Here is a 25,757-nt window from a genome sequence, read left to right as displayed (position 1 = left end):
AATGAGAACGAAGCTGGTCTCTTCCCGCGGCACAGCCTCTCCCGTTTTCGGGTCCGATGCTGCACTGCGATAGCTAAGCGGGGCCCGCACGTACCGTCAAGCCTCGTTTCGCGCCATCCACGCCGCCGCGAAGCGCTCCGGCGACAGTGTCGGCGCAAGACCCAGCGCGGCGGACAGCGAAACCATGTCCGGAACCTCGACGCCGACCTCCGCGGTCAGCGCCGCATCGGTAAAGAACGCCTCCGTCGGACGGTCGGCGGCGAGCCGCCCCTTGGCGAGGCCGAGCACGCGGTCGGCATTGCGCGCGACGAAATCCATGTCGTGGCAGACGAGCAGCACCGTGGTCCCGCGCGCCTTCTCGTCGGCGATGATCGTGGCGAGCCGGTCGATGGCCACCTTGTCGAGGCCGCGCTGCGCCTCGTCGAGCAGCAGCACCGGCGGCTGCATGGCGAGCACAGAGCCGATGGCCACCATGCGGCGCGCCGAGGCGTCGATGTCGAGGGGATGCGTCTCCGCCTCTCCGGCGAGCCCGATCCGCTGGAGAACATCCGCGACGCGCTCGTCGAGCGCCTTGCCGGTGAGGCCGAGCTGCTTCGGCCCGAAGGCGATCTCGTCGATGACCTTGGCGTTGAAGATCTGCTGCTCCGGCGCCTGGAACACGGTGCCGATCGACCGGGCGAGAAGATGGACCGGGGTATCCGAGGTCGCGTTGCCGTTGACGACGATGGCGCCGCTCTCCGGCTGGTAGAGCCCGTTCAGGAGCCGCAGCAGCGTGCTCTTGCCGGCGCCGTTGCGGCCGACGATGGCGACCACTTGGCCGGGCGGCACGTGGAAGGTGACATCGGAGAGAACCGGCGCGCCGGGGGCGTAGGCGAAGGTGACGTCGTCAACCGTGAGCACGGGGCGCTCCGAAACTGTCGAGGGCCTGGTCGAGGGTGAGCGGCAGCGGCGTCGCCTCCGGCCAGCGGCCCGCGTCGCGAAGGCGGTAAGCGGCCTCGGTGACGGCCGTCATGCCGAGCGTCTCGATGCAGCGCGGATCGTTGAGCACTTCCGAGGCGGTGCCGTCGGCGACGATCCGGCCCTCGTCGAGAAGCAGGAAGCGCTTCGCCAGCGCCAGCGACGGCCTGAGCGCGACCTCGAGCACGATGATCGTCAGGCCGCCCGGCAGGAGATCGAGCTGCGCCAGGAGATCGTCGCGCGATTCCGGGTCGAGGTTCGACGTCGGCTCGTCGAGCACCAAGACACGCGGCTTCATGGCGAGCGCCGCCGCGATCGACAGCCGCTGCGTCTCGCCGCCCGAAAGGGTGAAGGGATCGCGCGATGCGAGATGGCGGAGATTGCAGATCGTCAGCGCCTCGTCGACCCGTGCCCGCACCTCCGCTTCCGGCAGAGCGAGATTGCAGGGGCCGAAGGCGATCTCCTCGTAGACGGTGAAGGCGCAGCCGGTAAGCTGCTGCGACGGCACCTGGCCGACGAACTGGATCGCCGTGGCGCGATCGGCGACCGACCATTCCGCGAAGGGTTTCCCGGCCATCGCGACATGGCCGCGCTCCGCGGTCAGCACGCCCTCGGGCAGCAGGCCCGAGAGCCAGCGGGCGAGGGTTGTCTTTCCGGCGGCGTTCGGGGCGAGGATCGCGACCCGCTCCCCGGCCTCGATCGACAGGGTGATCCCGTCGAGCACGAGCTTTTCCGCGCGCGGGAAGCGGAAGGCGAGGTCGGCGACGTCGATCAGCGCCACAGCAGCGGAATCCCGAGTTGGAGCACGGCGAGCGCGAAGAGCAGGCGGCGGAGCCAGAGCTGGAAGGTCGAATCGTGCGGCGCGTTGATCACGGTCCGGCGCGGCAGCGCGCGGAAGGCGCGGCCGGAGAGCACCGAGGCGCGCTGGTCGAGATCCGACAGGGCGAGCGTGATGAGCGGGATGAGGAGCACAGGCAGCGCCTTGATGCGCGCTTTCCAAGATCCGGTCATGTCGAGCCCGCGCACGCGCTGCGCATCGCGGATCGCCTTCGCCCGGTCGGAGAACGGTTCGATGAGCAACAGCGGGCTGGCGACCAGATAGCCGACGCCGGGCGGTACGCCGCGCTGGTCGAGGGCCTTCAGCATGTCGGCCGGGTGGGTCGTCGTCACGAAGAGCAGCGTCGCCATCAGCATCGCGGCGACGCGCATGAAGACCTTCAGCGCATAGTCGAGCCCGCTCGGACTGATGGAGATGAGCCCGTGATCGTAGAAATCCGGCCGCTCGATGAGAAGGCCATGGACGACGACGAGCGCGACGCCGATGGGCGTCATGGTGAGCAGGAGCCGCTTCACCGCCCGCTTGCCGACCCCGGTCACGAGGCTGACGATGATCGCCGCGGCCGTCAGCATCGTGGTGCCGATCGTCGGCAACACCGCCGCCGCGGAGATCATCCAAAGCATCAGGGCCAGCGAGGTGATCGGGTTCGCCCTGTGCAGCAGGCTTTCGCCCGGCGTGAAGAGCAGGCTTGGCTGCCCGGCCTTGCCGGCGCTCATCGGCGAAAGCCCGTCGCGAGGTGGAAGGCGAGGAGAGCGGCCATGGCGCGATCCGCCCTCAGCTGCGCGCGGAGACGACGAGTTCGTCCCAGGTCGAGATCGGGCAGTATTCGCGCGAGAAGGCGAAGTCCGTCAGTTCGACCAGCACGATCTCGCAGGTCGTGCGGGTGAGGCAGCCGGAGAGCATGTGGCCGCCGAACATGTCGCCCTTTTCGTCGGAGCAGGAGATGTGGACGTGATTACCCGTCGCCTCGACGGTCCCGATCATGGAGACGATCTCGAACAGCCCTTCGCGAAGCGCGCCGACCGGCTGCGCCGCGTAGCGGATCATCGCATGGGTGAGGCTGCCGACGACGGTGACGATCGCGGCTGCCTTCATGTCGTTGGCGGCGACGAAGGCTTGCAGCGTGTCCAGCACATCCTCGCCCGGCTTCAGGCGCATCGCATAGAAGCGACCGCCACTGACGAGCGGGGCGGGAAGCTGGGCTGCGGTCATTTCGATCGTGTCCATTTCAGCAATTTCTGTATGCAACTATCCGTCTCGTGGATAAGGACGGTCAAGGCCGCTCCATGCGGAAATTGCAGCCTTCGCGTGCCGATGCTTTGGGCAGGAAGGCCGCATGCGCGCGTCCTAATGTCGAGGTCCATGCAACCAGTCCGGCAAGGCGATGTCACGCGCAGAACGTCCTCGTTTGTTGAAGAACGTTGAAAAACCATCGTCGATAACAATCGCCGCGCTCGATGGCGCCCGCATCCCTGTGCTCGTTGCCGGCGAAGGCGAACCGCTCGTCATCCTCGTCCATGGCTGGTCCTGCCGGCAGGATTTCTGGTCGGCGCAGATCGGCCCGCTTTCGCGCCATTTCCGGGTGGCGGCGCCCGATCTCCCCGGCCATGGCGATGCCGATCCGCAGCGCCCCTCAGGTGCTTGGTCCATCGAAACTTTCGGCGCGGATATCGTCGCGGTCGCCGACGCGCTCGAGGCAGGTGAGGTCGTGCTGGTCGGCCATTCCATGGGTGGCGCCGTCGCGATCGAGGCAGCGAGACTGCTCGGCGACCGCTGCCGCCTGCTCGTCGGGGTCGACACCTTCACGGAAGCGATGTTCTACGCCGTTCGGTCTCGGGAGGAGATCGCCGCCCGGGTCGGCGGTTTCAGGGAGGACTTCGCCGGCCGCATGCGGGGCATGATCGGCGCGATCACCGGCGATGAGGTCGATCCCGCCTTGCAGGCCATGATCGCGGAAGCCATGGCAGCGACCGATCCCGCGGCCGCGCTCGGCGTCCTTGAGGCACTGCTTGGCTGGGACATCGCCGCGGTCTGGCCTCTACCCGGCGTCCGCGCCGTCGCGATCAATTCCGCGATGCTGGCCCGCCGTAACGAACTGCTCGACCTCGAACATCTCGAGATCGTTCTCATGGAAGGTCCGGGCCATTTCCCGATGATGGAGGCACCCGACGCGTTCAACGGGCTTCTGCTCGGTGTTCTGGAGCAGGAAGGCTTTGGCGGGCCAAGTCCTTAGCCCTGACCCGCTCCCAAGGGGAGAAGGCCTTTTTCGCGGCCGGGTTTCAGCCTGAGGACGCCTGCGTCAGGGCCGGCGGCAGCGACGAGATGAAATCGGCCATGTCGTCGCCGAGCAGATTCACATGCTCGCTGGCGGCGCGGAAAGCCGCCTCGGCATCGGCGCGCTCGATGGCGTCGAGAATGCGCTGATGCTCGCCGATGGTTGCCGCCATGCGGCCGGGCTGGTGGGTGACATGCCGCCGATAGGCGGCGACGCGGCGGCGAAGCGCGCGGGTCTGCCCGGCGAGAAAATGCGTGTGGGCGGCGTCGTAGAGGGCGTCGTGGAACTGCTGGTTGATGGCGTAGAACAGCTCCGGCTCGCTGGCGTCGAGCGCCTCGACCAGCCGGGAGTGGATGGCCCGGAGATTGGCCTTCTCCGTCGACGTCGCGCGCCTTGCAGCGAGCTTGGCGCAGAGCCCTTCAAGGGCCGCCATCATCTCGAACATCTCGAGCAGGATCGGGATGGAGATGGTCGCGACCGTCACGCCCTGACGGCTCTTTACTTCGACGAGGCCGGTGGCGATCAGCGCCTTCAGCGCCTCGCGAACCGGCGTGCGCGACACCTTGAACTTCGCCGCGATCTCCGCCTCGTCGAGCCGCTCGCCCGGCTGCAACTGGCCGGAAACGATCATCTCTTCCAGCGCGCTGCGAAGATCCTCGGACAGCGTGCTGCCGCGGCCGCGAACGGCTGACGGTTCCTCGTCATGGCCGGCAGTGGTTTCGCGCGCTGTCATGATGTCCGTCGCTGGTCTGGTGAGCCGGTGGAGGAGGTCAGGCCGGAAGAAGTTGTATTGGCACGATGCCCGGTTGCATTCAACGCCTGCCACCTCAGTTGCGATAGCCCGGATCGATCCGGTCGAGCATGCGGATGAAGGCAGGCCATTCGCGCGTGCCGGGCGCGAGGATGTCGCCGTGATGGTCGTTGAACTGGCGCGCGGCCTTGTCGGTGATCGCGTCCGCAGGCAGCGCCAGATGCGCGCCGCCCGCGACGCCTGTCTGCGCCATGAGCTGCACCCGCGCGGCCTTCTCGAAGTAATACATGAGGATGAACGCCTCCTGGATCGTCCGCCCGCAGGTGAGGACGCCGTGATTGCGCAGGATGAGCGTGTTGTGCGGCCCGATATCGTCGATGAGCCGCTGCCGCTCGTCGGTATCGATCGCGACGCCCTCGTAGTCGTGGACGCCCATATGGCCCTGATAGCGCATGGCGAACTGGCTGACCGGCAGCAGCCCTTCGGCGAGCGCCGAGATCGCGGTCGCCGCTTCGGAATGGGTGTGCAGCACGCAGAGCGCATCCTCCCGGCCCGAATGGACCGCGCTGTGGATGACAAAGCCGGCGCGGTTCACCTCGTAGTGGCTCGGCTCGATCTTGTTGCCGTCGAGGTCGATCTTCACGAAGCACGACGCGTCGATCTCGGAGAAGAGCAAACCGTAGGGGTTGATCAGGAAGTGATGCTCCGGACCGGGCAGGCGGACCGAGATGTGGTTGTAGATGAGGTCGTCCATGTTGAAATGGGCGATGAGGCGAAAGCAGGCGGCGAGTTGGATGCGCAGCGCCGCTTCGCTCGTCGTCCCGATCTCGAGCGCCGGATCGTTGTTGGCCGGGAAGGGCGCCATCGTCATCTCCACCATACGAGTTTGCGGTCGATCGCGACGAGCACGCCATAGAGGGCGAGACTGCCGAGCATGGCGACGAAAACCGCCGCCCAGACCGTAAGATAATCGACCTGTCCGGTCGCCTGATAGATCACCTGGCCGATGCCGCTATAGGCCCCCATCATCTCGGCGACGATCACCGCGATGGTGCTGCGCGCGAGTCCGACGCGCAGCCCGGTGACGAGCTGCGGCATGGCGGCGGGGAAGCGCAGGCGGAACAGGATGCCGACCGGACCGGCCCCGAAGGAGCGCATCAGGTTGATCGCCTCCGCCTCGGGCCGCTTCAGGCCGGCGAGCAGGTTGAGCAGGACGACGAAGACGACGGCCAGCGCGCCGATCGCGATCTTGGACGCCATGCCGAGACCGAACCACAGCAGGACGAGCGGCACGAAGGCGACGGAAGGGACTGCGTTGACGACGATCGCGACCGGCATCAGCACGGCCTCGACCGGCGGCGCGAGCATCATCACCACGGCGAGGAGAATGCCGGCGGCTGCGCCGATCAGGAAGCCCGCGACGGCCTCCACGAGCGTGACGTAGAGCGCGTCGCCGAGCAGCCCCGACTTGGTGATCGCCGTCGCCACGATTTCGGCCGGACGCGGCAGGATATAGGTCGGGATTCCCAGCAGCGCGGCGCCGAACTGCCAGGCGAGCAGCAGGATCGCCAGCGCCGCGAGGACGGGCAGGGCACTGTGGAGAAGGCTCAATCGGGACGCCACCAGACATATCTCCGCTCGAGAATGGCGAGGACGCCGTAAAGCAGCGTGCCGAGCAGGCCGCAGGCGATGATCAACACCCAGACGCGCGGGATCTGCTCGAAATAAAGTGCCTGCAGCAGCATCACGCCGAGCCCGACCGTATCGCCGAACCACTCGCCCACCACCGCCCCCGCAATGGACAGGGCGACGGCCAGCTTCATGCCGATCAGGATGTTGGGCAGCGCCGTCGGCAGCGACAGCTTGAGGAAGAGCTGCAGGCGGCTGGCGCCGAAGCTGCGCATGAGCGCGATGCGCTGCGGATCGGCGAGTTCTAGGCCCCTCAGCGTGTTCACGGCGACCGGGAAGAAGGCGAGGTAAAGTGCGATGACCACCTTCGCCATGATCGTGTTGCCGAACCAGATGACGACGATCGCGCCGAAGGCGATGACCGGCACGGTCTGCAGCGCGACGAAGATCGGAAACAGGGCCCTCTCCAGCAGCCGCGAATAGGCGAAGGCGATGCCGAACCCGACGCCGAGGATCGTACCGGCGACGAAGCCGAGCACCGTCTCGACCAGCGTTCGCCAGAAGCCTGCGACGAGATCCGGCCAGACGGACCGCGCATCGGCGATCACGGTTCCGAGGGGCGGCAGATAGCGCGGATTGATCGAGAAGAGCGGAACGAGCACCAGCCAGGCGACCGCCACATAGACGATGCTGGCATAGGGCGAGCGGGCGAGCGCGGCGAGGTTCATGACGCCGCCGCGAAGGTCTTCATGCTCTCCTCCTCGACGATGGCGAGGAGCTTGCGCTTGATGGCCGTGAATTCCGGCGTCGTCACGATGTCGCCGTCGCGCGGCCGCGGAAGCGTGATCCGCTCCTCGCATTTGACGGTGCCAGGCCGCGCCGTCATGACGACCACCTTGTCGCCGAGGAAGATCGCCTCGTCGATGTCGTGTGTGATGAAGAGCACGGTGCGGCGATGCTTGGCCCAGATGTCGAGCAGCCAGCGCTGCATCATTGCGCGCGTCAGCGCGTCGAGCGCGCCGAAGGGCTCGTCGAGCAGGATGAGGTCGCGCTCGAAGAGGAACGTCCGCATCAGCGCCACGCGCTGGCGCATCCCGCCCGAGAGCTGGTGCGGATAGTGGCGCTCGAAACCCTTGAGGCCGAATTCCGGAAACAGCGCCTCTGCCCGCGCGCGCGCCTTGTTCTTCGGGATGCCCTCGACCTCAAGCGCCAGCGTGGCGTTGTCGAGCACGGTGCGCCAGGGAAAGAGCAGGTCCTTCTGCGGCATGAAGGAGACCTTGCCGAGCAGCTGGCCGTCCTGCTGGACCTTACCGCCAAGCAGCACCGAGCCGTCGTCATCGGGCGGCAGCAGTCCGGCGATCATGCTGAACAGCGTGGATTTTCCGCAGCCCGACGGCCCGATCAGGGTGACGAACTCGCCCGGCGCGATCGAGAGATCGACGTTGCGGACCGCGACGGTCTGCCGTTCGCCCTCGCCGAAGCGTTTCCAGACATTGACCATCTGGAGATGGGGCAGGGGCGCGCTGCTGGAGGCGTCTGCTTGGGGATCGGACAAGGGTCGGTCCTTCTGGCAGGCGCTGCCGGCGGGTCCGGCAGCGCGATTGGCGAAGGCGATGCGGGAGGGTGGAGGACCTCCCGCCCGCTACGTCACATCTTCTTGTCGGCGTCCGGAACCTTGGCCCAGAACGCGCTGTCGAAGGCGGCCTTGAGATCGACCGGCGTCTTCATGGCGCCGAACTTGATGAGGTCCGCCTGGACGGTCTCGATCGACTTCATGTCGATATAGCCCAGGCCTTCTGTTGTGCCGGCCTTGGCCGTCATCACGCGCTGGATCTCGTCGAGCATCAGCTCCTGGTGCTTGCGCTCGAGACCGGAGCCGGCGGCCATCACGATGTCGACTGCCTCGGCCTTGTGCTCGAAGGCGTATTTCCAGCCCTTTAGCGTCGCGTCAAGGAAGGCCTGAACCTGCTCAGGCTTCTCCTTGATCATCTTCTCCGAGGTGACGATGGCGTCCTGCTGGGTGGTGACGCCGGAATCGTCGGGCATGAAGATCTTGATGTCGGTGATGCCCTGCTCCTTGAGCGTGTTCAGCTCATTGTAGAGCGTGACCGTCGCGACATCGAACTGCTTGTCGATGAAGGGCTGCATCGAGAAGGGCTGCGAGACGATATTGACCTCGTCCTGCTTCAGGCCCTCGGCCGCGAGCACCGAATAGAGCGTGTATTGCGGGCCGACCATCCAGGTGGCGACGCGCTTGCCCTTGAAATCCTTGACCGAATTGATGCCGGTTTCGTTGTAGGTTACATAGGCGAAGGGCGTGATCTGCTGCGACATGCCGATCGCGACGAGCGGCAGCCCCTTCTCGCGGGCATAGAGGACGCCCTCGGTGCCCGAGGCAACGCCGAACGTGTCGGCGCCGGAGGCGACCAGCGTCTCGACATTGACGTTGGGACCACCCGGATTGATGGTGACGTCGAGGCCGCCCGCTTCGTAGAAGCCCTTGGCCTTGGCGACGTAGACGCCCGCGAACTGCGCCTGTGCCACCCATTTGAGACGCACGGAAACCGGATCGGCCGCCGCCGCGCTACCGGTCGCCGAAAGTCCGGCAACCGCGGCGAAGAGTGCCGCTGCCACGCCCTGCCTTATGGTACTCGACATGTGAAACCCTCCGTCGATGTATGCAGGAAGCGATCAGCAATATGCATGCCAAGCAAGCAAGACGGGCAAATGCGGGTTACTGGGCGGATCGAGCCGAGAGAGCCCCGGAAGACGGCGCCAATCTGTGCGGTCCGCGCTCATAATATGAGCATCCGTTATCCAGATCATTCATTATTGTATACGTCGAAACGGCTGCTTCGGGGCCGGCGTCAGCAAGGTGGCATGAGAGATGGAGCAGGATCTCTGGAGCGTGGAATTCACGTCGCTTGCCGATGCGATCCGCTCCGGACGGGTGACGTCGACGGAGCTCACCGAACTGATGCTCGCGCGCATCGCCGCGTTCGACGGGCGGCTCCACTCCTACATCGCCGTCGCGCCCGATCTTGCCCGCGCGGCGGCAAGGGCCGCGGATGCGGAGATCGCGCAAGGCCACTGGCGCGGCCCGCTGCACGGCGTGCCGATGGCCGTGAAGGACGTCTTCTACACGAAGGATATCCGTACCGGCTTCGGCTCGTCGATCTATGACGACTTCGAGGCGCCCTATGAGTCGACCGCCACGGCGCGGCTGCGCGCCGCCGGCGCCGTCATGCTCGGCAAGCTGACGGCCACCGAGGGCGTCTATGCCGGCTATCATCCCTCGATCACCGAGCCGGTGAACCCGTTCGGCGACGAGCACTGGACCGGCAATTCGTCCAGCGGCTCGGGCGTTGCCGTCACCTCGGGCCTCGCCTATGGCACGCTCGGCACCGATACCGGCGGCTCGATCCGTCTTCCCTCGGCCTGCTGCGGCCTGACCGGCATCAAGCCGACCTGGGGGCGCGTCAGCCGGCACGGCGTGTTCCCGCTCGCCGAGTCGCTCGATCATGTCGGCCCGATGGCGCGATCGGCCAGGGATGCCGCCGCACTTCTCGGTGCGATCGCGGGCGCCGATCCGGACGATCCCACGGCGGCTTCCGTCCCCGTTCACGACTATCTCGCCCAAATCGACGCCGGCATCGCCGGCGTGACGATCGGAATCGATCGCGACTTCATCGCCGCGAAGGCGACTCCCGAGGTCGCCGCGTCGATCGAGACGGTCATCCCGATCCTCGAACAACTCGGGGCGCGTTTCGTGCCGGCGACCTTCCCCGAGACTCGGGAGATCCTTTATGGCTGGCACACCGAGTGCTCGGTCGAGGCGGCGCTCGCGCATCGCGCGACGTTCCCCGGGCGCCGTGCCGAGTATGGCGAGCGTCTCTCGGCCCTGCTCGATCATGGCGCCCAGGTGACGGCCTTCGAACTCGCCGAGGCGCAGCGGGCTAGGCGGGCTTTCAACGGCGCCGTGGCGGCGATGTTCGCGCCGATCGACCTCTTCCTCGTGCCCGCGCTGCCCGTGGCCGGGCCGACGCTCGCGCATATGGCGACGCTCGGGCCCGATCCGGACGGCATCCTGGCCGTGGGACCGTTCAATGCGCCGTTCGACATCTGCGGCTATCCGACGATCACCGTGCCGTGCGGCGCAAACGGGGCGGGCATCCCGATCGCCTTCCAGTTGGCCGGAAAGCCGTTTTCGGAAGCGCTGCTCTGCCGTGCGGCGCATGCGTGGCAGGGCGTCACCGACTGGCATCGCCGCCGGCCTGAACTTTGAAACGAGGAGACGTGGACATGACGAACGCCGCGACCAACGCTCCGCCGATCGACATGGCGGACATGCCGGTCCAGCTTCCCGCATCGCCGTCGAGCGCGGCCGAGGCCAGGGCGAGATTCTTCAATTCGGGCAATGCCTTCAACGTCAAGCTGCCCAAGGTCCCGGCCGCACGCTTCACGGAAGAGGTCGATGCGGCGCTGGCCTCGGGCGAGACCGGCTTCTTCGCCTGCGACCAGTCGGAATCCATCGGCGCTCCCTTCGCCGCCACGACGCCGCTGATGCTGGCGCGCTACGCCGCGATCGCCCCGCGGGCCACCCTCACCGTGGATTTCCTGGCGACCGGCGCCATCTGGTATGTCATCCGAGGCTCGGGGACGGCCGTGATCGGGAGCGACAAGGTCGGTTTCGGTCCGGGTGACGTGTTCCTGGCGCCCGGCGGCGTTCCCACGGCGCTGACCGCGAAGGATGGCGGCGCGGTGCTCTGGGTCGTCACCAACGAACCGCAGCTCGCCTTCGACAGCCTCCGTCCGGCGGCGGCCGGCGAGGCGCCGGTCGAGGTGGTGCACTATCCGGCCGCCGAGATCGCGGCGCAGCTTCAGCGCGTCGTCGCTGCCTCGCAGAACGCGACGACCTCAGGCATTGCGCTGATCTTCTCGTCCGATCGGCAGGAAAAGGCCCGCAACATCCTGCCAACGCTGACGCTGTCGTTGAACACCGTTCCGCCCGGCGAGCAGCAGCGCGCGCATCGGCACAATTCGGCGGCGATCACGCTCATTCTCAAGGGCGACCGCTGCCACTCCATGGTCGGCGGCGAGAAGTGCGACTGGTCGCCCTTCGCGACCCTCGTCACGCCGGCCACCGAGCCGCATTCGCACCACAACGACAGCGCCGAGCGCGCGATGTTCCTGATCGTCCAGGATGGCGGGCTGCACTACCACGCCCGCACCATGGGCTTCGCCTTCCTCGATTGAGTTCTTCGCCCACATGCCTACCCGCCTGATCATCGATACCGACACCGCCGGCGACGATTGCTTCTCGCTGCTGCTCGGACTCCGCCATCCCGCCGCGCAGCTCGAGGCCGTCACGATCTGCAACGGCAATGTCGCCTTCGATCAGCAGGTCGAGAACGCGCTGCACACGATCGAGGTGGCGGGGAGGGGCGGGGAGGTCCCGGTCTATCTCGGCAGCGCACGGCCGTTGATGGGCCGCTGGGAAGCGGCCAGCTTCCATGGCTCGAACGGCATGAGCGAAATGGTGTTTCCGCCCGCGCGCCAGCGGCCGGAATCCAGTCACGCCATCGACGCGATCATCGACCTCGTGATGGCCAATCCCGGCGAGATCTCGATCATCGCCCAGGCGCCGCTCACCAATATCGCGCTGGCCTATCTCAAGGAGCCGCGCATCGCCGGGGCGCTCAAGCATCTCTGGATCATGGGCGGCACCGACAACGCCGTCGGCAATGTGACGCCCGCGGCGGAGTTCAACTTCTTCGTGGATCCGGAAGCGGCCAAGATCGTGTTCGGCGCCGGTTTCGCCATCACGCTCTCGACATGGACGCTGACGCTGACCTCGGGCTCGATCGACGCCGAAGCGGTCGGGCGGATCGAGGCTCTCGGGACGCCCTTGTCGCAGTTCTTCATGGACGTGACGGAGACCCCGCGGAAGGTCGCCTTTGCGCGCTATGGCGAAACTATCTCCACCCATCCCGATTCCCTCACCTGCGCCATGGCGATCGACGAAAGCCTCATCCTCGAAAGCGCGGATGTCGTCGTCGATGTCGAGGTAGGAGGAGAGACGACGCGCGGCTGGTCGAGCGTTCATCCCCCCCGTCTCGTCGAGCGCTGGGAGGATCGCGACGCCAATGCCCGCATCGTGCGCCGCGCCGATACGGCCGCCTTCACGGACATGCTGATCTCGGTGCTGAAATGACGAAACGACAGATCCATCTCGGGCTCTTCATTCTCGGCACAGGCAGCCATGTGGCCGGCTGGCGCTATCCGGGCGCATTCGACAGCTTCCAGGACCTCGCCAGCATCCAGGAGATCGGCCGCATCGCCGAGCGGGGCAAGTTCGACCTGATCTTCATGGGCGACAACCTCTACGCCGACCCGGCCGCCCACCCGTCCTACACGCTGCGTCTCGAGCCGCTGACCATGCTGTCGGCGCTGGCGGTGACGACCAGCCGTATCGGCCTCGGCGCGACCGCATCGACGACCTATGGCGATCCGTTCTCGACCGCGCGGGCCTTCGCCTCGCTCGATCACATCTCGAACGGGCGCGCGGCATGGAACGCGGTCACCACCTCGAATGCCACCTCGGGTGCGAATTTCGGCCGCGAGCATCCCGATCACTCGCTTCGCTACGAGATCGCGGAAGAGTTCGTCGATGTCGTGAAGGGCCTCTGGGACTGCTGGGCGGACGACGCCATCGTCGCAGACCGCGCCAGCGGACTCTATATCGATCCGGCCAAGGTCCGCGCGCTCGATCATGACGGCAAATGGTTCAAGGTGAAGGGCCCGCTCAATATCGGGCGAGCCCCACAGGGCCGGCCGATCGTGTTGCAGGCGGGCGGCTCGGCCCCGGGCCAGCGGCTCGCCGCGCGCACCGCCGATGTCGTCTTCTCGGTCGTCCAGGACTTCGCCGAGGCCAAGGCGCAGTATGACGGCTTCAAGGCGCTGCTGCCGGCGTTCGGTCGCTCGCCGAGCGAGGTCACCATGCTCCCCGGCGTCATGCCGGTGGTCGGGCGCACCGACCGCGAGGCCTTCGACAAGCTGAAGCTTCTGCAGAGCTTCGTCTCCGGCACTAATGCGCTTCAGATCCTGTCGGATCGCTTCGGCACCGACATGAGCGCCTATGACCTCGACGGCCCGGTGCCCGATCTCGGCGAGAACGACGCCTATCACGCCTTCGCCAAGGTGATGCTGGCCAAGGCGCGGCGCGAGAACATGACGCTGCGCGATCTCTATAACCTGACCGCTGCGGCACGCGGCCACTGGGTTCTGTGCGGCTCGGCCGAGACCGTGGCCGACACGCTGCAGCACTGGTTCGAGAACGGCGCCGCCGACGGCTTCAACGTGATGCCGCCCTATTTCCCGGCCGGGCTCGACGATTTCGTCGACCTCGTCGTGCCGATCCTGCAGGAGCGCGGCCTCTTCCGCGCCGACTATGAAGGCACCACACTGCGCGACCATCTCGGACTCGAAAGACCGGAGCGCATGTGATGACTTCCGCCTTCGACGGCGTCGATCCAGCCTTTCTATCAGGCAATCTGCTGCATATCGGCGGCGCGTGGCGTGAGGCGTCCGGCAGCGGCCGCATCGATGTCGCCAGCCCCGCGAACCGTCACGTCTACGGGTCCGTGCCGATCGCCGATGCTGCCGATGTCGACGCCGCCGTGGCGGCTGCCGAGGCGGCTTTCCCGGCCTGGGCGGCGCTCGATCCGCTCGATCGCGGGCGGCATCTTCGCGCCATAGCGGAGATCGTCCGCGCACGCATCGGAACGCTGGCGAGCCTCGAATCGGCGATCACCGGCCGCGCGGTCCGCGAGATGCGCGCGCAGATGAGCCGCATCCCGGAATGGCTCGACTATTTTGGCGGCATCGCGGCCGGGCTTGAGGGCGAATCGAACCGCCTGCGCGGCGGCTTCCTCGCTTACACGGCTTGGGAGCCGCACGGCGTCTGCGCGCTGCTGACCCCCTGGAACCATCCGATCCTCATCCTGGTGAAGAAGCTCGCCGCGGCGCTCGCGGCCGGCAACACCGTCGTCATCAAGCCGTCGGAACTGGCGCCGGCGACGCCGCTGCTCTTCGCCGACTGGTGTCGCGAGGCCGGCCTGCCCCCGGGCGTCGTCAATGTCGTCACCGGCGATGGAACGACGGGGGCGCTGCTCTGCGCCGCGCCGGCCGTGCGCCATATCGATCTCACAGGCGGCACCGCGACCGGCAAGCGCGTCGCGGCCGCCGCGGCCGCGCGGCTGGTGCCCTGCACGCTCGAACTCGGCGGCAAGACGCCGGTCGTCGTCTTCGCCGACACGGACATCGAGGAAGCCGCGGCCGGCGCCGCCTTCGCCGCCTTCGTCGCCTCGGGACAGACCTGCGTTTCCGCCAGCCGCTTCCTCGTCGAGGCCTCGGTGCACGACGCCTTCGTCGAGGCTCTGGCGCGGCGAGCACGCATGCTCCGCGTCGGTGATCCCGCAGATCCGGTGACCGATATGGGGCCGGTGATCTCGGCGGCCTCGCAGGCCCGCTCGCTGGCCCATATCGAGGCCGCGGCGAAAGCCGGTGCGCGCTGTGTCGCGGGCGGCGGCGTCCCCGAGCTGCCCGAGCCTTTCGCGCAGGGCTTCTACGTCGAGCCGACGGTCTTCGACGGTGTCACTCCGGAGATGGCGCTCTTCCGCGAGGAGGTGTTCGGCCCGGTCGCCGCCGTGACGCCCTTCGCCGACGAGACGGAGGCGTTGCTGCTCGCCAATGACAGCCCCTACGCGCTCGGCGCGTCCGTGTGGACGCGCGACGTGGCCCGGGCTCACCGCGTCGCGGGCCGCATCCGCGCCGGCATGGTCTGGATCAACGACCACCACAAGAATGACCCCCGCTCGATCTGGGGAGGCTTCGGCGACAGCGGCTACGGCAAGGAAAACGGCTGGGACGCCCTGAAGACCTATCAGAAGAAGCGCAACGTGGTCGTCTCGACGGCACCGGGCTTCGACGACTGGTTCGCCGGCGGCAAGCGCTACGGCTGAGAGAGATTATTCATGCAGACGATCCGCATTCGCCTTCTCTGGCATCCGCAGCCGCAATTCGCCGGCTATCTCATCGCCGAGCATGAGGGCCTCGGCCTCGATGCCGGGGTCGACATCCGCTGCGTGCCGCTCGATTTCGCCAAGGGACCGATCGCCGCCGTGCTCGACGGCGACGTCGCCTTCGCCGTTGCGAGCCCGGCCCATATGATGGAAAGCGGCCGCGCCGAAGAGCTCGTCTTCCTGCTGGCGATCCAGCAGGCGAGCGCGCTGGTCTACCCGGCACGCCGCAGCCGCGGCATCGAACGGCCGCGCGATCTCGTCGGTCGCCGCATCGGCGTCTGGCCGGGCCGCGAGGACCTCGAACTCACCTGGATGCTGCATCGCGCCGGCGTTCCGTCCGATGCCTATGAGCGTGTCCCGGTCTCCGACACCGTCGCGGCGATGATCGAGGGCAGCGTCGACGCGGCGCAGATGACGACCTATCACGAGATCCACCATCTGGAGCACTCGGCCGGCTCGCTCGACGACTTCATCTGTTTCCGCGCCGCCGACTACGGAGCATCGCTCATCAAGGACGGGCTGGTGGCCCGCCGCGACTTCGTCGAGACCTATCCGGAGGCGACGCAGGCTGTCGTGACTGCCGTGCTCGCCGGCTGGACCAAGGCCTTCCACGATCTCGAAGCCGCGCTCTCGCTCTCGACGCGGCTGCGGCCCGACATGAGCCGGCTGGAGCAGGAGGGACAGCTCGCCGACATCCGCGCCCTCGCGCTGACCGGCGCCACGCTGACGGACGGGCTCGGCTATCCGGAGCCGCGCCATATGGAACAGGCGCTGAAGGCGATGGCGGAGGTCGAGGGCCATGCGCCGGGGTCCATCAAGGGCCTCGTCGATACCCGCTTCTGGGAGAAGGCGCCCGAGGCCGTGAGGAGCCGCTCATGGTGAATCGGGCGGACGCGATCGTCGTCGGCGCGGGAGTCGTCGGCGCTGCGGTCGCGGCCGCGCTCTCGGCCGCCGGCCGCCGGGTCACGGTGCTGGAGCAGGGCGTGCCGGGCGGCGCCGTCTCGGGCGCCAGCCTCGCCTGCATCGGCACGCATATGATGGACGAGGAGGAACTGCCGCTCCTCGCATGGTGCTGCGACGCCTGGGCCGCGCTGGACGCACAGGCGCCGCGCTTCGAATACAGCCGCTGCGGCCAGCTTCGCTTCCTGAAGCATGACGGCGAGCGTCGGTCGGCGGAAACCTGGATCGGCATCGAGCGCGCCGCGGGCCTCGCGCCGGAACTGCTGGAACCCGACGCGGTGCGCCGCATCGAGCCCGAACTGACCGGCCCGATCGTTGCCGCGACCTGGTCGCCGAACTCCGCCGTGGTCAATCCCTTCCTCGCGGTCCGAACGCTCCTCGATGCCGCGCGCTCCGGTGGCGCCGGGATCGTCGCCGGCGCCGCCGCGACCCGGATCCTGACGGCCGGCGGACGGGTCGCCGGCGTCGAGACCGCGGTCGGACGCTTCGAGGCGCCGCTTGTGGTGATCGCCGGCGGGCCGTGGACGCAGGACCTCGCGGCCACGGCGGGCGTCGACCTCCCCATCGTGCCGCGCAAGGCGCAGTGCCTCGCCACGGTGGCGACGCGTCCCGTCATCCGCACGGTCGTCGGCGCCTGCAAGGCCGAGGGCGGCGTCGATGCCGGCTATACGCAGATCCAGCAGGCGGCGAGCGGGCAGGTCCTCTTCAACACGGTTCTCGAAGGCGGCGTGACGGCGGCCGGCGGCCGCGACTCGGTGCCGGAAGTCGACCGCGCCTTCGTCCATGATTCCGTCGATACGCTGCTCTTCCTCTTCCCGCGCCTCGCGGCGCTCGATCTCCTGCGCTCCTGGGTCCGCTACGAGGCGGTCACGCCGGACGACCGCTTCCTGACGGGACCGGCCGGACCGGACGGCCTCTTCGTGGCGGCCGGCGACGGCGGCACCGGCTTCGTCCGCTCGCTCGGCATGGCCAGGATCGTCGCCGACCGGATCGCCGGCAAGGAATCGCCGTTCCGCGACGACATCTATCGGCCCGACCGCTTCGTCGAGAGGGCCGCCGCATGACCGAGGTGACCATCTTCGTCGATGGCGTGGCGGTCGTTGCCGAAGCCGGCCGGCCGCTCGGCGCGCTCATGCACCGCCTCGGCCCGGCGATGCGGCGCACGCGGGAAGGCGCGCCGCGCGGGCTCTTCTGCGGGATGGGCGTCTGCTTCGACTGCCTCGTGACCGTCGACGGCGTTGCTGATCGACGTGCCTGCATGACGCCGATCCGCGACGGCATGCGCATCGAGACGAGCCTTGCATCGGGCAATCCGTCATGAGGCGCGTCGAAACCGACATTCTCGTCGTCGGCGGCGGTCCCGCCGGTCTCTCCGCGGCCATCGCCGCGGCCGGGGCCGGTGCCCGTGTCGACCTCGTCGATGCCGGCGCGGCGCCAGGCGGGCAGTACTGGATGCAGGATCCCGTCGCCGGGGCCACGAGCCAGCAAGCCGCGGAGGGCAGTACGGCGATCGCCTCGGCCCGAGCCGCCGGCGTCGCAATCCACTCCGGCGCCGAGGTCTGGGCCGCCTTTCCGGGCGGCGAGATCATGGCAAACGACGCCGAAGGACCGATCACGTTTCAGGCGCGCAGCATCGTCGTGGCGAGCGGCGCGCAGGACCGCGTCTATCCCTTTCCGGGCTGGACGCTGCCGGGCGTGATGACGCCCGGTGCCGGCCAGCGTCTCGCCAAGCTCGGCAAGACCGCGCCTGGCAGGCGCATCGCGCTCGCCGGCAACGGCCCGTTCCTCTACGCGGTCGCGGCGACACTCGCCTCGATCGACGCGACGCCGGCGCTTCTGGTCGAATCGGGCCGGGCGCGCGCCGCCATGCTCGGTCTTCTCGCCCGCCATCCGGCGCGCATCGCCGAGGCGGTGAGCCTCATCGCCGCTGCCCGCGCCGTACCCGACTGGCGCCGTGGCCATGTCGTGACCGAGGCCCTCGGCGAGGAACGCGTCGAAGCGGTCCGTATCGCGCCGATCGACGAGCGCGGCACGGTCGATACAGCGAGATCGGAACGGATCGACGGAATCGACGCGCTGCTCGTCGGCTGGGGCTTCCGGCCGATGATTGAGCTGACGGCACTGCTGCGTTGCCGCCATGCCTATGATCGGGCTCTTGGCGGCTGGTACTGCGTCGCCTCGCCCTCGACCGGTCTCACCTCCGTCGAAGGCGTCTATGCGGCCGGAGAAGTGACGGGGATCGCCGGATCGCGGCCGGCGCGGCTCTCGGGCACGCTGGCCGGACTTTCGGCCGCCGCAGCGCTCGGTTTCGAATCTGCCGGAATGGAAGAGCGTCGCAAGGGTCTCGTCAGGGCTCTGGCGTCGGCGCGGGCTTTCGGCCATGCGCTGGGCCGCCTTGCGCCGCCGCCGGACGGCATCGCCGATCTCGCGCGGGACGACACGATCGTCTGCCGCTGCGAGGAAGTGACGAGGGGCGAGATCGTCGCCGCGCTGGCCGAAGGCACGCGCGCCGTCGCCGGTGCCAAGATGTGGACCCGCGCCGGAATGGGACGCTGCCAGGGCCGCATCTGCGGCTCGGCCGTGGCCGAGATCGCCGCAGCCGAGACAGGGACTTCGCCAGCGGCGGCCGGCTTCAACCCGCCGCGCATCCCGCTCCGTCCGGTCCCGCTCGACGTCATACTGGAAGCGACCCGTGGGTCCGCGCCATGAAGAACCGCTTATCCCTGCAACTCAAATGGCTGCATCAGGCGCAGTTCGCCGGCTACTATGTGGCGGCCGATGCTGGCGTCTATGAAGCTGCCGGTCTCGACGTCGAGATCCGGGTCGGCGGGCCAGGCGTCGATCCCGAGCGGGCCGTCGCCAGCGGCGAAGCCGATTTCGCGCAGGGCGGCGGGCTCGAAAGTGTGCTCGCAGGGCGGGCCGAAGGCCTTCCGGTCGTCGCGGTAGCGACCGTCTTCCAGAAGACCGACGTCGTCTACATCGCCCGTCAGCGGTCGGGTATCCGTTCCCTGGCGGACTTCGCCGGACGGCGCGTCAGCACATGGTATACCGGCATCCATCTGATCCTTCGGGCGATGCTGAAGGAGGCCGGCATTGATCCGGCCGCGATCGAGGAAGTCGTTCAGGGCGGCGACATGCAGCCCTTCCTTGATGGCGACGTCGATATCGCCGCGGCGACCTTCTACAATCAGCTGCCGAAGCTGCGCGCCGCGGGCATCGACGATCTGGTCCTGTTCGATCCGGCCGACCATGGCGTCGTCATCCCGCGCGATCCCATCATAACGTCGGAGCGGCTGGCCGATCGGGAGCCCAAGCTCGTTGGTCGTTTCGTGGAGGCGAGCCTCCGCGGCTGGCAGCATGCGTTCGATCATCAGGACCAGGCCGTCGAAAGCGTGCTCCGGCGCGATCCATCGCTGGATGCAGGCCTCCAGAAGGTGATGATCGCCGAGATCGCGAAGCTGGCGCTCTGGGGCGACGGAACGGCGATCGGCCTTGGATATCTGTCGAACGACGCCCTCCGCTTCACGAATGACTTTCTCGTCCGAAACGGCCAGTTGCCTCCTGACGTCACTCCCGAGACTGCCATCAGAATGGATCTTTGGCCGACAGACTGAATTCGCCACGCGAGCGCGGCAGACCTTTCAACACCCGGTCGCGATGACCGTTCGAAACTAATGAGGAGCCCCCAATGGATCTGCGTTTGACCGGCAAGAAGGTACTGATCACCGGCGCCTCTCAGGGGATCGGCGCCGGGCTTGCCAAGGCATTCGCCGAGGAGGGCTGCGAACTGGTGCTGACTGCGCGCAGCGTCGAAAAGCTCACCGCCCTCAAGGCCGGGATCACCGACGAAATGCCGGAGCGCAGCGTCACTATGGTGCCGCTCGATCTGACGGAGCCGGGCGCTGCCGAGCGGCTCTTGGATGCGGCCGGCGATGTCGACATCCTCGTCAACAATGCCGGCGTCATTCCTTCGGGCTCGCTCTTCGACATCGACGAGGCCAAGTGGCGCGCCGGATGGGAGCTGAAGGTCTTCGGCTATATCAATCTCTGCCGGCTCTACTACCCGCGCATGAAGGCGGCCGGCGGCGGCGTCATCATCAACAATATCGGCAATGGCGGCGAGGTCACGGATCCGCGCTACATCGCCGGCGCGGTCGGCAATGCCAGCCTGATGCACTTCACCCGTGCGCTCGGCGGTTCGAGCCTCGACGACAAGATCCGCGTCGTCGGCGTCAATCCGGGCCCGGTGAACACCGACCGCATCTACAACATGCTCCGGAAGCGGGCGAAGGACCTGTTTGGCGACGAGAACCGCTATGGCGAGCTCGAGAGCACCTATCCGCTCGGCCGGCCCGCCCATGTCAGCGAAGTGACCGACCTCATCGTCTTTCTCTCGTCCTACCGTGCTGGATACATCACCGGCACCATCGTGACGGTAGACGGCGGCATCGCCTCGCGCCGCTCGATCATCTGACCTCCGTCTGACGGCGGCCATCGGCAAGGTCCTATCCCGCTTTCCAGAAAGCCGGGATAGGCTCTAAGGAGGGAGGCGCGAAGGAGCCGCCCACGCATGGCCGACCAGACCCTTGCCCGCTATGTGAACGAACGCAGCCTGCTCCGCCTGCTGCGTGTCGAGGGCGCGACGACGCGGGCCGACATGGCCCGCCAGCTCAAGCTGACGCCGGCCACAGTAACGCGGCTGGTGGCGGAAATGGCGGAGCGCGGGCTGTTGCGCGAGGTCGCCCGTCCCGCTGCCACGGAGGCCGGACGCGAGCCGGGACGGCCGGGCGTCGCCGTGGCGCTCGCGCCGGATGGCGCCTGTTTCCTCGGCGTGGAAATCGGCGTCGGGGTCCTGCGCTTCGCGCTGATCGACCTGGCAGCGCAAATCGTCTCGTCCTCTGAGCGGAAGGTCTCGAGCGCCACGTCGCCGGCGGCGGTGGTCGCCATCATCGCTGCCGAGCTGGCGGCCCTCTCCGCCGACCCGGCCTATCAGGGGCGCATCCGCGGCGTCGGCGTCACGGTGCCGGGACTGGTGACGCTGGACGGCTTCGTAGTCCATTTGCCGATCCTCGGCTGGAAGTCGGTCAACCTGTCGGAGCTGCTGTCGGCCGCGACCGACCTTCCGGTCCTCGTCGAGAACAACGCCGCCGCCGCGGCTTTCGGCGCGGTCTATACCGAGCCCCGGCTTCCGAGCCTCTGCACGATCTTCCTGAAGCTCGGCACCGGCCTCGGCGGTGCCGCGATCATCAATGGACGCCTCATGCGGGGCGCCTATGGGACCGGCGGCGAGTTCGGCCATATCCGCATCGCGGAAGACGGAATCCGTTGCAGCTGCGGGCAATCGGGTTGCCTCGAGACCTTCGTCAATCTCGCGGCGCTCGCCCGCGAGACCGGAGACGACCAGGGCGCGGGCCTCGCCGACCTCGTCGCGCTTCCGGCGGCGGTCGCAGGCGCGGCGGCTGCGGGGGAGGCGAGGGCGCTGGCGGCGATCGAAACACTCGCCCGCCACCTCGCGCGAGGCATCGTCGTCCTCGTCAACATCTTCAATCCGACGACGGTGGTGCTCGGCGGCGTGATGCGGCCGATCCTGCCGCTGGTGCTGCCTCTCGTCGAGCGCGACGTGGCGGAGCATATCGTGCCCGGCATGCGGATGCCCGAGTTTCGCCTGTCCTCGCTCGGCATCTTCGAATGCGCCATCGGCGCGGCGACGCTGGCCCACCAGCGTGCCTTCGGCCTGCCGGAGCTTGGAACGGGCGAGGGCGAAAGCTGACGAAAAGCCGGGCATACGCTTGCGATTTGTTTGTTACTTTAGTAAAGAAACGAAATGGAACAGCTCTGGAGAACATGATGGTGGCGAAAGACGAGCGACGGCTGAGGGTGGGCGTGCTCGGCTGCGGGCAGATTGCCCAGGCCGCCCATTTCGAGAGCGCCAACAAGGCGGTGAACGCCGAGCTGACCGCCATCTGCGACGTCGCGCCGGATCTGCTCGCCCGGATGGCCGCCATGCATGCGCCGTCGAAGACCTATTCCAGCTATGACGCCATGCTGGCCGATCCCGAGATCGACGCCGTCATCATCGCCACCGCCGACGCCTTTCACGTTCCAGCGGCGCGGGCCGCGCTCTCTGCCGGAAAGCACGTCCTGACCGAGAAGCCGGCCGGCATCTCGGTCGAGGAGATCGAACTCCTGAAGGGGGAGGTCGCCGCCTCGGGCAAGGTGCTGCAGGTCGGCCACATGAAGCGCTTCGACGCGGGCCTCGAAAGCGCGAAGGACTTCATCGATGGGGAGATGGGCGAACTGCTCGCCATCAAGGCCTGGTACTGCGACTCGACCCACCGCTATGCGATGACCGACGCCGTGCAGCCGCTCATCGTGACGAGCGCCGGCTCGAAGCGTCCGGCAGGTGATCCGAAGGCCGACCGGCAGCGCTATTTCATGCTGGCGCACGGCAGCCACCTGCTCGACACCGCGCGCTATTTCGGCGGTCCGATCGCCGAGGTCGACGCCCGGTTTCTCAACCGCTTCAACGCCTACTGCTGGTTCGTCGACATCGCCTTCGAGAATGGCGCCTTCGGCCATCTAGACCTGACGATCCCGGTCCGCATGGACTGGCACGAAGGCTTCCAGATCTATGGCGAGAAGGGCAGCGTCGTCGGCAAGACCTACAATCCCTGGTACTACAAGACCAGCGACGTCGACATCTTCCGTGAATCGACCGGCGCGACCTCGCGCGTCCTCGGCGCCGACGGGCACTTCTACCGGCGCCAGCTCGAAGGCTTCGCGCGGACGATCCTCGACGGCGCGCCGATGCGCGGCGCCGATATCGAGGACGGGCTCGCCTGCGTGCGCGGCATGGTGGCGATCGCGGAGTCTGTGAAGACCGGCAAGCCGGTCCGCCTCGCCGACGTGACGGGAGCCGTCTGATGCAGCTCGGCATCTTCGCCAAGACCTTTCCCGGGATCACGCCCGGCGAGGTCCTCTGCGCGGCGCGCAACGCCGGCTACGAGACCGTTCAGTACAACATGGCCTGTTCCGGCCTGCCATCACTGCCTGAGACGATCGCCCCGCCCGTCATCGATGCCGTCAGCAGCGCAACGCGCGTCAGCGGCGTTTCGATCGCGGCTCTCTCGGCGACCTACAACATGATCCACCCCGACCTGACGGTCCGCGAGGCCGGCCGGCGCGCCTTCGCTGCGCTCGCCGCCGCCGCGCCGGCGATGGGAACGCGGCTGCTCACCGTCTGCACCGGCAGCCGCGATGCGGCCGACCAGTGGCGCCACCACCCTGAGAATGCCAGCCCCGGCGCGTGGCAGGATCTCGTCGCCGAGTTCCGCCATCTCCTGCCGGTCGCCGAGCGGCACGGCATCGTCATCGGCGTCGAGCCCGAACTCGGCAATGTCGTCTCTTCCGCGGCCAAGGCCCGGGCGCTCCTCGACCTCTTCGCCAGCGACCGCATCGGCATCGTGCTCGACCCGGCCAATCTCTTCGAGGCCGAACCGGAGCAGGAGCGCGAGCGGCGCATCCGCGAGGCGATCGCGCTGCTCGGCCCCGAGATCGTGCTCGCCCATGCCAAGGACCGCCATCCCGACGGCAGCTTCGCCACGGCCGGCGACGGCGTCGTCGATTTTCCCCGCTTCATCGCCGACCTTCGGTCCGCCGGCTTCGACGGACCGCTCGTGACGCACGGCCTCGATGCGAAGGATGCCGCGCGCGTGTCAGCCTTCCTCCGCGCCTCGGGCGCGGCGGCCGCATGAGCCGGCGCGGGACCTTCGCGCGCGCCGGGCTTTCGCTCTCCGTGGTGGAAAGCGGCAGCGGCCGGCGCATGATCTTCCAGCATGGGCTCTGCGGAGACGCGGCCCAGCCTCAGGAACTCTTTCCCGGCGATGCCGGCTGGTCCTGCCTGACGCTCGAATGCCGCGGTCACGGCGCCTCGGAGGCGGGCCCGCCGGAAGCCTTCTCGATCGCGACCTTCGCCGACGACGTGGCTGCGCTTGCCAAAGCGAGGGGCGGGGGGCCGGTCGTGATCGGCGGTGTTTCGATGGGTGCGGCCATCGCGCTCCGCCTCGCCGTGCAGCGCCCCGATCTCGTGTCCGGCCTGGTGCTCGTCCGGCCTGCCTGGTTCGTCGACAGCGCCCCGGCCAACATGGCGCCGAACGCCGAGGTTGGAAACCTGCTCGCCAACCACGAGCTCGACAAGGCCCGCGCCCTGTTCGAAGCCTCGCCAACAGCGGCGATGCTGGCGCGTGAGGCGCCGGACAATCTCGCCTCGCTACGCGGCTTCTTTACCCGAGCCCCGATCGAGACGACCGCCGCGCTGCTCCGCGCCATCGCGCCGGACGGCCCCGGCGTGACGCGCGACGCCCTTGCCGGCATCGCCGTCCCCACTGTCGTCATCGGTCATGGCGAGGATTTCATCCATCCGATCGCCCATGCCGAGGCCCTCGCCGCGGCGATCCCCAAGGCGACGCTCGTCCGCATCACGCCGAAAGCCGTGAGCCGAGAGCGCTATGTCCATGAGGCGCGCGCCGCGCTATCCGATTTCCTGAAGGAGATTCCGCAATGAAGCCCGCTAGCGGCTGGTTCGACGCTCTGCCGAAGGACCGCCTTCTCGCCGAGTTCTCGCTGTGGTCGGCCGATCTCGCCCGCGTCGCGGACGACGTCGCGCGGGTCGATGCGCATGTCGACATTTATCATGTCGACGTCGCCGACGGCCATTTCTCGCCAGCGCTGCTCTATTTCCCCGACCTGTTGGCCGCGGTCCGCAAACTGACGAAGAAGCCGCTGCACGTCCATCTGATGGTCGACGACCGCATCCTGCTCGCACAGATCGAGCAGTTCGCCGAGGCGGGCGCCGATCTCATCAGCATCCACGCCGAAAACGACAATGTCGGCGCCGGACTCGATCTCATTCATTCGCTCGACCTGCCCGCCGGCGTCGTGCTCCAGCTCGGAACGCCCGTCGAGGCGGCCGAAGACCTGCTGCCCCGGATCAGCCTCCTGACGCTGCTCGGCACGCGCATTGGCGTCAAAGGGCAGGGCCTCGATCCCGAGGCTCCCGGACGCATCGCCGCGGCACGACGCCTCGTCGCCACGAGCGGATTCTCCGTGCGCGTCGCCGCCGATGGCGGCATCCGCGAGCATACCGTGCCGCAGCTTCGCGCGAGCGGCGCCGAAACGATCGTGATGGGCTCGCTCGCCTTCGGCGCCCCGGATCTCGCCGCCCGCATCGGCTGGGTCCATGCGCAGCCCTATAGCGGCTGAGGC

At 67.9% G+C, this 25,757-nt stretch carries 27 protein-coding genes; 17 read left to right on the top strand and 10 right to left on the bottom strand.

Annotated features, from left to right (window positions below; all coding sequences use genetic code 11):
- Positions 1-96: 96 nt before the first annotated feature.
- Genes QO015_RS01965 through QO015_RS01950 form a run of 4 tightly spaced genes read right to left on the bottom strand, consistent with a single transcriptional unit; the run spans position 97 to position 3,022 of the window.
- Entirely contained in the window at positions 97-900 is an 804-nt protein-coding gene (locus tag QO015_RS01965) for an energy-coupling factor ABC transporter ATP-binding protein (protein WP_266281811.1), read from the bottom strand.
- Entirely contained in the window at positions 887-1,738 is an 852-nt protein-coding gene (locus QO015_RS01960; RefSeq protein ID WP_266281812.1) for an energy-coupling factor ABC transporter ATP-binding protein, read from the bottom strand. Before QO015_RS01960 ends, QO015_RS01965 begins: the two co-directional genes overlap by 14 nt.
- Entirely contained in the window at positions 1,729-2,511 is a 783-nt protein-coding gene (locus QO015_RS01955; protein WP_266281814.1) for an energy-coupling factor transporter transmembrane component T family protein, read from the bottom strand. The genes QO015_RS01960 and QO015_RS01955 overlap by 10 nt, the downstream gene beginning before the upstream one ends.
- A gap of 58 nt (positions 2,512-2,569) precedes the next feature.
- The gene (locus QO015_RS01950; protein ID WP_266281816.1) at positions 2,570-3,022 is read right to left on the bottom strand and encodes a PPC domain-containing DNA-binding protein; all 453 of its coding nucleotides are present in this window, start codon (positions 3,020-3,022) and stop codon (positions 2,570-2,572) included.
- A gap of 184 nt (positions 3,023-3,206) precedes the next feature.
- Between QO015_RS01950 and QO015_RS01945 the strand changes: the two genes are divergently transcribed.
- Entirely contained in the window at positions 3,207-4,028 is an 822-nt protein-coding gene (locus tag QO015_RS01945; protein ID WP_266281818.1) for an alpha/beta fold hydrolase, read from the top strand.
- A gap of 46 nt (positions 4,029-4,074) precedes the next feature.
- On the opposite strand, the gene QO015_RS01940 is transcribed toward QO015_RS01945, so the two are convergent.
- The 6 genes from QO015_RS01940 to QO015_RS01915 all read right to left on the bottom strand — a co-directional run bounded on the left by QO015_RS01940 (position 4,075) and on the right by QO015_RS01915 (position 9,108).
- Positions 4,075-4,803, bottom strand: a complete 729-nt coding sequence (locus QO015_RS01940) for a GntR family transcriptional regulator (RefSeq protein WP_266281820.1) — start codon at positions 4,801-4,803, stop codon at positions 4,075-4,077.
- A 94-nt stretch (positions 4,804-4,897) separates the two neighbouring features.
- Positions 4,898-5,686, bottom strand: coding sequence for a class II aldolase/adducin family protein (locus QO015_RS01935; protein ID WP_266281821.1), 789 nt, complete (start codon positions 5,684-5,686; stop codon positions 4,898-4,900).
- Between the two features lie 2 nt (positions 5,687-5,688).
- Entirely contained in the window at positions 5,689-6,432 is a 744-nt protein-coding gene (locus tag QO015_RS01930; protein ID WP_266281823.1) for an ABC transporter permease, read from the bottom strand.
- Positions 6,429-7,178, bottom strand: coding sequence for an ABC transporter permease (locus QO015_RS01925; protein WP_266281825.1), 750 nt, complete (start codon positions 7,176-7,178; stop codon positions 6,429-6,431). The genes QO015_RS01930 and QO015_RS01925 overlap by 4 nt, the downstream gene beginning before the upstream one ends.
- Positions 7,175-8,005, bottom strand: coding sequence for an ABC transporter ATP-binding protein (locus tag QO015_RS01920; RefSeq protein WP_266281826.1), 831 nt, complete (start codon positions 8,003-8,005; stop codon positions 7,175-7,177). The genes QO015_RS01925 and QO015_RS01920 overlap by 4 nt, the downstream gene beginning before the upstream one ends.
- 92 nt (positions 8,006-8,097) lie before the next feature.
- The gene (locus tag QO015_RS01915) at positions 8,098-9,108 is read right to left on the bottom strand and encodes an ABC transporter substrate-binding protein (RefSeq protein ID WP_266281827.1); all 1,011 of its coding nucleotides are present in this window, start codon (positions 9,106-9,108) and stop codon (positions 8,098-8,100) included.
- 229 nt (positions 9,109-9,337) lie between these two features.
- Here QO015_RS01915 and QO015_RS01910 point away from each other — a divergent pair, with 229 nt between their 5' ends.
- From QO015_RS01910 to QO015_RS01835, 16 genes are all read left to right on the top strand, one after another.
- Positions 9,338-10,735, top strand: a complete 1,398-nt coding sequence (locus QO015_RS01910) for an amidase (RefSeq protein ID WP_266281829.1) — start codon at positions 9,338-9,340, stop codon at positions 10,733-10,735.
- 17 nt (positions 10,736-10,752) lie between these two features.
- Entirely contained in the window at positions 10,753-11,706 is a 954-nt protein-coding gene (locus QO015_RS01905; protein ID WP_266281832.1) for a cupin domain-containing protein, read from the top strand.
- 13 nt (positions 11,707-11,719) lie between these two features.
- Complete coding sequence (locus QO015_RS01900) at positions 11,720-12,664, top strand: nucleoside hydrolase (RefSeq protein WP_266281835.1); 945 nt, start codon at positions 11,720-11,722, stop codon at positions 12,662-12,664.
- Positions 12,661-13,956 (top strand): LLM class flavin-dependent oxidoreductase, encoded by a 1,296-nt coding sequence (locus tag QO015_RS01895; protein ID WP_266281837.1) that lies wholly within the window; start codon positions 12,661-12,663, stop codon positions 13,954-13,956. The genes QO015_RS01900 and QO015_RS01895 overlap by 4 nt, the downstream gene beginning before the upstream one ends.
- Positions 13,956-15,473 (top strand): aldehyde dehydrogenase family protein, encoded by a 1,518-nt coding sequence (locus tag QO015_RS01890; RefSeq protein ID WP_266281839.1) that lies wholly within the window; start codon positions 13,956-13,958, stop codon positions 15,471-15,473. Before QO015_RS01895 ends, QO015_RS01890 begins: the two co-directional genes overlap by 1 nt.
- Before the next feature lie 12 nt (positions 15,474-15,485).
- Positions 15,486-16,415, top strand: a complete 930-nt coding sequence (locus QO015_RS01885) for an ABC transporter substrate-binding protein (protein ID WP_266281840.1) — start codon at positions 15,486-15,488, stop codon at positions 16,413-16,415.
- Positions 16,409-17,557 carry an NAD(P)/FAD-dependent oxidoreductase gene (locus QO015_RS01880; RefSeq protein ID WP_266281841.1) on the top strand — a complete coding sequence of 383 codons (1,149 nt, stop codon included), beginning with the start codon at positions 16,409-16,411 and terminating at the stop codon, positions 17,555-17,557. The genes QO015_RS01885 and QO015_RS01880 overlap by 7 nt, the downstream gene beginning before the upstream one ends.
- Positions 17,554-17,814, top strand: a complete 261-nt coding sequence (locus QO015_RS01875) for a (2Fe-2S)-binding protein (protein ID WP_266281842.1) — start codon at positions 17,554-17,556, stop codon at positions 17,812-17,814. The genes QO015_RS01880 and QO015_RS01875 overlap by 4 nt, the downstream gene beginning before the upstream one ends.
- On the top strand, positions 17,811-19,202 hold the full coding sequence (locus QO015_RS01870) for an FAD/NAD(P)-dependent oxidoreductase (protein ID WP_266281843.1): 1,392 nt from the start codon (positions 17,811-17,813) through the stop codon (positions 19,200-19,202). The genes QO015_RS01875 and QO015_RS01870 overlap by 4 nt, the downstream gene beginning before the upstream one ends.
- Positions 19,199-20,107: an ABC transporter substrate-binding protein gene (locus QO015_RS01865; RefSeq protein WP_266281844.1), complete on the top strand. Its 909-nt coding sequence runs from the start codon at positions 19,199-19,201 to the stop codon at positions 20,105-20,107. The genes QO015_RS01870 and QO015_RS01865 overlap by 4 nt, the downstream gene beginning before the upstream one ends.
- Before the next feature lie 74 nt (positions 20,108-20,181).
- Positions 20,182-20,967, top strand: coding sequence for an SDR family oxidoreductase (locus QO015_RS01860; protein WP_266281845.1), 786 nt, complete (start codon positions 20,182-20,184; stop codon positions 20,965-20,967).
- 96 nt (positions 20,968-21,063) lie between these two features.
- The gene (locus QO015_RS01855) at positions 21,064-22,263 is read left to right on the top strand and encodes an ROK family transcriptional regulator (protein ID WP_266281846.1); all 1,200 of its coding nucleotides are present in this window, start codon (positions 21,064-21,066) and stop codon (positions 22,261-22,263) included.
- Between the two features lie 77 nt (positions 22,264-22,340).
- Complete coding sequence (locus QO015_RS01850) at positions 22,341-23,417, top strand: Gfo/Idh/MocA family protein (protein WP_266282515.1); 1,077 nt, start codon at positions 22,341-22,343, stop codon at positions 23,415-23,417.
- A complete protein-coding gene (locus QO015_RS01845) occupies positions 23,417-24,247 on the top strand; it encodes a sugar phosphate isomerase/epimerase family protein (RefSeq protein ID WP_266281847.1) in 831 nt (276 codons plus the stop codon). Before QO015_RS01850 ends, QO015_RS01845 begins: the two co-directional genes overlap by 1 nt.
- Positions 24,244-25,056, top strand: a complete 813-nt coding sequence (locus QO015_RS01840; RefSeq protein ID WP_266281848.1) for an alpha/beta fold hydrolase — start codon at positions 24,244-24,246, stop codon at positions 25,054-25,056. The genes QO015_RS01845 and QO015_RS01840 overlap by 4 nt, the downstream gene beginning before the upstream one ends.
- Positions 25,053-25,754, top strand: a complete 702-nt coding sequence (locus tag QO015_RS01835; RefSeq protein WP_266281849.1) for a ribulose-phosphate 3-epimerase — start codon at positions 25,053-25,055, stop codon at positions 25,752-25,754. Before QO015_RS01840 ends, QO015_RS01835 begins: the two co-directional genes overlap by 4 nt.
- Positions 25,755-25,757 lie beyond the last annotated feature (3 nt).

It is taken from the genome of Kaistia geumhonensis (assembly GCF_030815145.1).
Lineage (GTDB): Bacteria > Pseudomonadota > Alphaproteobacteria > Rhizobiales > Kaistiaceae > Kaistia > Kaistia geumhonensis.
This window is presented reverse-complemented; position numbering and strand designations above follow the sequence as displayed.